The organism is Nocardioides sp. (assembly GCF_025964975.1).
Taxonomy (GTDB): Bacteria; Actinomycetota; Actinomycetes; order Propionibacteriales; family Nocardioidaceae; genus Nocardioides.
Genome location: NZ_JAOPXV010000032.1, coordinates 1 through 5,852, shown reverse-complemented (window position 1 = coordinate 5,852; position 5,852 = coordinate 1). Strand labels below are relative to the sequence as shown.

Genomic DNA, 5,852 nt, shown 5'->3' with positions numbered 1-5,852 from the left:
ATGCCGGTGCGAACGTGACGAAGTAGCCACCCCTCGCGAGGAGTGCGTGAGCTGCACGGAAAGCGGCCATGTCGTCAGGTACGTGCTCCATGACGTTGAACGACACGATGCTGCTGAAGTCACCCGGCGCATCATCGGACAGGTCGACGTCGACGATACGAACACGAGGATCCCGGCCGAACCGGTCCTCCAACATGCTCCTCCGCCGGGGCTCGATCTCCGAGATCGCGATCTGCTCCAGTCCGCCGTCGAGCCACGTCTGCGCGTAGTCCCCGAGTCCACTACCCAGCTCGAGCGGATTGGAGCCAAGGTAGGGACGAGCCATCGAGCAGAGCCAGGCGTGATAGTTCACCGCTGATGCGTTCGACTCAAGGGCGATGGTTTGCAGCTCGCTGTCACCCAAGGGGACGTTGTTGTCCATCAAGGCGTCCTGTCAGTTGGTGGCCGGCCCGGAATCGGCGGCCCGATGCCGACCGAGGTTCGGAGCACAGGCTAGACGACCGACTCCGCATCGAGGCCGCGAGGACGTAGCCTGCCCACCATGCGCGCCGTACAAGTGGAAGCCCCCGACGGACCAACCGGCCTCAAGGTCAACGACGTCCCGGAGCCCACGCCCGGTCCCGACGACGTGCTGGTGGAGGTGCACAGCGTGGGGGTCTCGTTCCCCGACCTGCTGCTGAGCAAGGGCGAATACCAGATGAAGCCCGAGATGCCCTTCAACGTGGGCGTCGACTTCGCCGGCGTGGTGCTGGAGGCCGGCAGCAGCGACTTCGTGCCGGGCCAGCGGGTCGCCGGTGTCTCGGGTTGGGGCAACGCCGCCGAGCGCGTCGCGTCGCCGAAGGCCTGGACCTTCCCGTTGCCCGACGCCCTGTCCTTCGACGAGGGCGCCGCGCTGCCCATGAACTACCTCACCGCGCAGTTCGCGCTCAAGGACCGAGGCGGCATCACCGCCGGCGACACGGTGCTGGTCCACGGAGCGGCGGGCGGTGTCGGCACCGCGACGATCCAGGTGGCCAAGGGATACGCCGCACGCACCATCGCCGTCGTCAGCACCCCGGAGAAGGCGGAGGTCGCACGCGCAGCAGGCGCTGACGAGGCCGTGCTGGTGGACGGCTTCAAGGACGCGGTCAAGCAGCTGACCGGGGGCCGAGGGGTGGACATCGTCCTCGACGTCGTCGGTGGCGAGCTCTTCACCGACTCCCTGCGCAGCCTCGCCGAGCAGGGCCGGCTGCTCGTCGTCGGCTTCGCCGGCGGTCAGGGCATCCCGGAGGTCAAGGTCAACCGCCTGCTGCTGAACAACATCGACGTGCGCGGAGTGGGCTGGGGTGCCTACGCCATGACGCGCGCGGACTTCATGCAGCAGCAGTGGCGCGAGCTCCTGCCGATGATCGAGAGCGGTGTGGTGAAGCCGCCCATCGGTGCGACGTACGAGATGGACGGCTTCGGCCAGGCGCTCATCGACATGGCCGGACGCAAGACGCTCGGGAAGTCGGTCGTGCGCGTCCGGGCGTGAGATCGGACAGCGCGCACAGAAGTTCCCCCTCGTTCTGCCCCGCGACGACGAGGGCATCCGTGTCAGCCTCTCCGGGTCGTCTCGGGGTGTAAAGCGTGGTCCGGACCAGCCTGTGTCCGGTGTCCGCTGCCGCCTCGGGACCGAGCCGTTGACCCAGCCGGTTAGGGTCGGTTGCGTGAGCATCCTGGATGACGCCCGACCGGGCATGAACCCTGACATTCGTCCGCAGGACGACCTCTTCGGCCACGTCAACGGCCGCTGGCTGGACGAGACCGAGATCCCCAGCGACCGATCGAGCTGGGGACCGTTCGTGCAGCTGGCGGACGCCGCGGAGGCGCAGGTCCGCGACATCATCACCGAGCTCGCCGAGAACACCCCCGACAACCTCGACGGCATCACCCCCGACGAGGCGCGCAAGATCGGCGACCTCTTCGCCTCTTTCATGGACGAGCAGACGATCGACAAGCTAGGCACCCGACCGATCCAGCCTCTGGTCAAGGCGGTGGCCGGCCTGCGCGACGTCCGCGACCTGGCGGCGTTCCTCGGGGAGTTCGAGCGGATCGGCGGCGCGGGGCTCTTCGGGTCCTACGTCGACACCGACGACCGCAACTCCGACCGCTACCTCTTCCACATCACCCAGGGCGGCCTCGGACTGCCCGACGAGAGCTACTACCGCGACGACAAGTTCGCCGAGACCCGCGAGAAGTACGTCGCCTACCTCACCCGGCTCCTCGAGCTCGGTGGGCACTGCGATGCCGCCGCCGCCGCGCAGACCGTCCTCGAGATCGACACCAAGCTGGCGGCCGGCCACTGGGAGCGCGCCGAGACCCGCGACGTCCAGAAGACCTACAACCTGACCACGCTCGACGAGCTCCAGGAGCTGGCGCCCAACTTCGACTGGGACGTCTACGTCACCAACCTCGGCGGCAACGGCGACACGATCGCCGAGACGTGCGTGCGCCAGCCGTCCTACCTCGCTCACCTCTCCACCGTGCTGGCCGAGGTCGACATCGAGGACTGGAAGGCGTGGCTGCTCAGCCATGTGCTGCGCAGCTCTGCGGCGTACCTCCCCAACGAGTTCGTCGAGACCAACTTCGACTTCTACGGCCGCACCCTCAACGGCACCCCCGAGCTGCGCGAGCGCTGGAAGCGTGGCGTCTCCCTGGTCGAGGGCGCCCTCGGCGAGGCGGTCGGCAAGGAATACGTCGCCCGGCACTTCCCGCCGGAGTCCAAGGCGATGATGGACGACCTCGTCGCGAACCTGCTCGAGGCCTACCGCGTCTCCATCGAGGCCCTCGACTGGATGACCGACGAGACCAAGGAGCGGGCCTACGAGAAGCTCGACACCTTCCGCCCGAAGATCGGCTACCCGGACAAGTTCCGCGACTACTCCAAGCTCCAGCTGCGCCCCGGCGACCTCATGGGCAACGTCGCCGCGGTGTCGGCCTTCGAGACCGACCGCGAGCTCGGCAAGATCGGCTCGCCCGTCGATCGCGACGAGTGGTTCATGCTGCCGCAGACCGTCAACGCCTACTACAACCCCGGCACCAACGAGATCTGCTTCCCCGCAGGCATCCTGCAGCGCCCCTTCTTCAGCCCCGACGCGTCGGATGCGGAGAACTACGGCGGCATCGGTGCGGTGATCGGCCACGAGATTGGGCACGGCTTCGACGACCAGGGCGCGCAGTACGACGGCACCGGCAACCTCAACGACTGGTGGACCGCCGACGACAAGGCCGCGTTCGAGGTCAAGAGCAAGGCCCTGATCGAGCAGTACGACGCCTTCTCGCCGCGCAACCTGCCGGGCGAGAAGGTCAACGTCGCGCTGACGGTCGGCGAGAACATCGGGGACCTCGGCGGGTTGACCATCGGACACAAGGCGTTCGTGATCGCGGCCGGCGGCGAGGCCCCGGTCGAGGACCGTCAGGCCCTCTTCATGAACTGGGCCTACTGCTGGCGCACCAAGCGGCGCAAGGAGCAGGACCTCCAGTACCTCACCGTCGACCCGCACTCGCCGCCGGAGTTCCGCGCCAACATCGTCCGCAACCTCGACGAGTTCCACGAGGCGTTCGAGACGGCCCCCGACGACGACCTCTGGCTGGAGCCGGCGGAGCGCGTCCGGATCTGGTGACCTGACGCTGCCGACTGCTCGCCGGCGTGGGGACCGTACCCGCTTCCAGGCTCGACGGGCGGGACGGGGCGGCCAAGCCGGGCTGGGCGGGACGGGCCTGTAGTTGGATGGCGGGGTGCATCAACCGGGTCACGACCAGTCAGGCCACAGCATCCGCTGCGAGTGGGGGCCGACGGGGGCTGCGGCGGTCGCCGCCGAGGTCGCGGTCGTGGTGGACGTACTGTCGTTCACCACCACCCTCAGCGTGGCGATCGAGCAGGGGATCGAGGTCTTCCCCTTCAGGTGGAACGACGCCCGTGCTGCCGAGCACGCGCTGCGGCACGGAGCCACCCTCGCTCTGGGTCGCTTCGAGGCGCTCGCTCGGCGCGATGCCCGGCCCGTGTCCCTCTCACCCGCGAGCCTGGCCACTGTGCAGGGGGTCGAGCGGCTCGTCCTGCCGAGCCCGAACGGGTCGAGCATCGCCTTCGGGCTGGCCGAGACGGGGGCAGAAGTGGTGGGCGCCAGCCTGCGCAACGCCGACGCAGTGGCCGACTGGCTCGCGCCGCAGATCCTGGGGGGTGCCACCTGTGCGGTCATCCCGGCGGGGGAACGGTGGCCGGACGGTTCGCTGCGGCCCGCGGCCGAGGACCTGTGGGGAGCAGGCGCTGTGATCGCCGGCCTCGTCGATCGCGGCGTGGTCGGGCTCAGTCCGGAGGCGCGCCTGGCGGAGGAGTCGTTCCGCGCCGTACGCCCTGACGTCGCCGCGGAGCTGGCAGCCTGTGCCAGCGGCGTCGAGCTGGTGACCGGAGGGTTCGCCGACGACGTCGCGGTCGCAGGTCAGCTCGATGCCAGCAAGGTCGTCCCGGTGCTGCGCGGCGAGTCGTTCGTCGGCGCCTGAGCCCACGAGGTTGCCGCCAGCTCTGGTCGCGGAGCCGCCGTGTCCCTACTGTGAGCACAGTCACACCCGGGTGACGGTTCACATCTCGGAGGTCACTCGCATGGCTCGTCGTTCCCGTCTCCCGCTCCTCATCGGCGTCTTCGTCGCCCTTCTCCTCCCGTTCCTGGCCCACGCGCCCGCACAGGCAGCCGCCCCGTCGTACGTCGCACTCGGCGACTCCTACGCGTCGGGGACCGGCACCCGCTCCTACATCAGCGACGGCACCACGTGCCAGCGCTCGACCCAGGCCTACCCCAGCCTGATCGCCGCCGCGCGCGGCTACACGCTGAACTTCCGCGCGTGCTCCGGCGCCCGGATCAGCGACGTCACCAACACCCAGCTCAGCGCGCTGACCACCGCCACCAACTACGTCACCATCGCGGTCGGCGGCAACGACGCCGGCTTCGCCAGCGTGCTGACCGAGTGCGCCAAGCCGGGGTGGTTGAGCAACTGCGACGCTCGGATCAACACGGCGCAGACCTTCATCAACAACACCCTGCCCGCCCAGCTGGACGCGCTCTACGCGTCGATCCGTGCCAAGGCGCCGGCTGCGAAGGTCGTCGTCGTCGGCTACCCCCGGATCTTCAACGGCGAGGACTGCAATGCCTTCACCTGGTTCTCGCCTGCCGAGGAGTCCCGTCTCAACCAGACCGCCGACCTGCTCAACTCGAGGACGGCCGCCGTCGCCGCTGCGCGCGGATTCTCCTTCGCCAACCCGGCCAGCCGGTTCGTGGGCCACGCCGTCTGTGACGCCGACGAGTGGATCAACGGTCTGTCGAGCCCGATCTCGGAGAGCTACCACCCCAAGGCCAGTGGCCACGCGTCCGGCTACACGCCCACGGTCAGCCCGGTCCTGACCGGCGCCGCGGTCGCCGTGACGGCAGCCGTCGTCGCCGAGTCGGCGGCGTCGGGCGAGGGCCAGGCGAAGCTGCAGAGCCAGTACGCCGAAGCCGACCGCGCCATCACTCCTGAGGAGTTCGTCCTCCCTGACCTGAACACGCCGGCGGCTCGCAAGGCCGCCCGCAAGGCCGGGATCGACATCAAGGAGTTCCTCAAGACCGAGTGACGTCCCGGCGGTGCGTGAGCCACCTTCCCCGGCGGCGGATTCCAGACAGTCACGCAACACCGGGGTGTTTTGTGGTTTCGATGAGTAGTTTCTCAAGCCCGTTTCGGTTGGGGTGCGGAATGCGTGTCTCTTGCGGGGCCGGGCGTTGAGTTCGGCTGCGATGTTGTCCAGCATCCCGGGGCCGTAGAACGACAGGTCGGTGCCCTTGGGAAGGTACTGGCGGAGC

The 5,852-nt window shown here is 68.8% G+C and carries 5 protein-coding genes and 1 pseudogene; 4 read left to right on the top strand and 2 right to left on the bottom strand.

Going from position 1 to position 5,852, the window contains the following annotated elements; translation table 11 throughout:
- Positions 1 to 421: class I SAM-dependent methyltransferase (locus JWN68_RS02705; protein ID WP_297734303.1), on the bottom strand; the 421-nt coding region annotated here is incomplete at its 3' end.
- A gap of 120 nt (positions 422 to 541) precedes the next feature.
- On the opposite strand from JWN68_RS02705, the gene JWN68_RS02700 reads away from it, so the two are divergent.
- The 4 genes from JWN68_RS02700 to JWN68_RS02685 all read left to right on the top strand — a co-directional run bounded on the left by JWN68_RS02700 (position 542) and on the right by JWN68_RS02685 (position 5,626).
- Entirely contained in the window at positions 542 to 1,513 is a 972-nt protein-coding gene (locus JWN68_RS02700; RefSeq protein WP_297734301.1) for an NADPH:quinone oxidoreductase family protein, read from the top strand.
- Positions 1,514 to 1,688: 175 nt separating this feature from the next.
- Positions 1,689 to 3,644, top strand: a complete 1,956-nt coding sequence (locus tag JWN68_RS02695; RefSeq protein WP_297734298.1) for a M13-type metalloendopeptidase — start codon at positions 1,689 to 1,691, stop codon at positions 3,642 to 3,644.
- Between the two features lie 115 nt (positions 3,645 to 3,759).
- Positions 3,760 to 4,521, top strand: coding sequence for a 2-phosphosulfolactate phosphatase (locus JWN68_RS02690; protein WP_297734294.1), 762 nt, complete (start codon positions 3,760 to 3,762; stop codon positions 4,519 to 4,521).
- Between the two features lie 100 nt (positions 4,522 to 4,621).
- Positions 4,622 to 5,626: an SGNH/GDSL hydrolase family protein gene (locus tag JWN68_RS02685; RefSeq protein ID WP_297734291.1), complete on the top strand. Its 1,005-nt coding sequence runs from the start codon at positions 4,622 to 4,624 to the stop codon at positions 5,624 to 5,626.
- Positions 5,627 to 5,728: 102 nt separating this feature from the next.
- Here the strand turns inward: JWN68_RS02685 and JWN68_RS02680 are convergent.
- Positions 5,729 to 5,852: pseudogene (locus JWN68_RS02680) on the bottom strand (IS30 family transposase); the annotation flags it as partial.

Bases quoted from the DNA above. Each gene is read 5' to 3' on its own strand.
- JWN68_RS02685 (WP_297734291.1), top strand. From the start codon at position 4,622: ATGGCTCGTCGTTCCCGTCTCCCGCTCCTCATCGGCGTCTTCGTCGCC.
- JWN68_RS02700 (WP_297734301.1), top strand. From the start codon at position 542: ATGCGCGCCGTACAAGTGGAAGCCCCCGACGGACCAACCGGCCTCAAG.